The 1,057-nt window shown below is 41.2% G+C and carries 1 protein-coding gene; it reads left to right on the top strand.

The annotated features are described in order from the left end of the window. Positions 1-778 (top strand): APH(3')-I family aminoglycoside O-phosphotransferase (locus tag SB764_RS38130; protein ID WP_410866478.1); only part of this gene is annotated, 778 nt, incomplete at its 5' end. Positions 779-1,057 lie beyond the last annotated feature (279 nt).

Here is a 1,057-nt window from a genome sequence, read left to right as displayed (position 1 = left end):
GCGATTAAATTCCAACATGGATGCTGATTTATATGGGTATAAATGGGCTCGCGATAATGTCGGGCAATCAGGTGCGACAATCTATCGATTGTATGGGAAGCCCGATGCGCCAGAGTTGTTTCTGAAACATGGCAAAGGTAGCGTTGCCAATGATGTTACAGATGAGATGGTCAGACTAAACTGGCTGACGGAATTTATGCCTCTTCCGACCATCAAGCATTTTATCCGTACTCCTGATGATGCATGGTTACTCACCACTGCGATCCCCGGGAAAACAGCATTCCAGGTATTAGAAGAATATCCTGATTCAGGTGAAAATATTGTTGATGCGCTGGCAGTGTTCCTGCGCCGGTTGCATTCGATTCCTGTTTGTAATTGTCCTTTTAACAGCGATCGCGTATTTCGTCTCGCTCAGGCGCAATCACGAATGAATAACGGTTTGGTTGATGCGAGTGATTTTGATGACGAGCGTAATGGCTGGCCTGTTGAACAAGTCTGGAAAGAAATGCATAAACTTTTGCCATCCTCACCGGATTCAGTCGTCACTCATGGTGATTTCTCACTTGATAACCTTATTTTTGACGAGGGGAAATTAATAGGTTGTATTGATGTTGGACGAGTCGGAATCGCAGACCGATACCAGGATCTTGCCATCCTATGGAACTGCCTCGGTGAGTTTTCTCCTTCATTACAGAAACGGCTTTTTCAAAAATATGGTATTGATAATCCTGATATGAATAAATTGCAGTTTCATTTGATGCTCGATGAGTTTTTCTAAGAATTAATTCATGAGCGGATACATATTTGAATGTATTTAGAAAAATAAACAAATAGGGGTTCCGCGCACATTTCCCCGAAAAGTGCCACCTAAATTGTAAGCGTTAATATTTTGTTAAAATTCGCGTTAAATTTTTGTTAAATCAGCTCATTTTTTAACCAATAGGCCGAAATCGGCAAAATCCCTTATAAATCAAAAGAATAGACCGAGATAGGGTTGAGTGTTGTTCCAGTTTGGAACAAGAGTCCACTATTAAAGAACGTGGACTCCAACGTCAAA

Source organism: Paraburkholderia sp. SIMBA_027 (assembly GCF_046535315.1).
GTDB classification, from domain to species: domain Bacteria; phylum Pseudomonadota; class Gammaproteobacteria; order Burkholderiales; family Burkholderiaceae; genus Paraburkholderia; species Paraburkholderia tropica.
The sequence above is the reverse complement of the archived record's forward strand: the minus strand, read 5'-3'. Positions and strand labels throughout refer to the sequence as shown.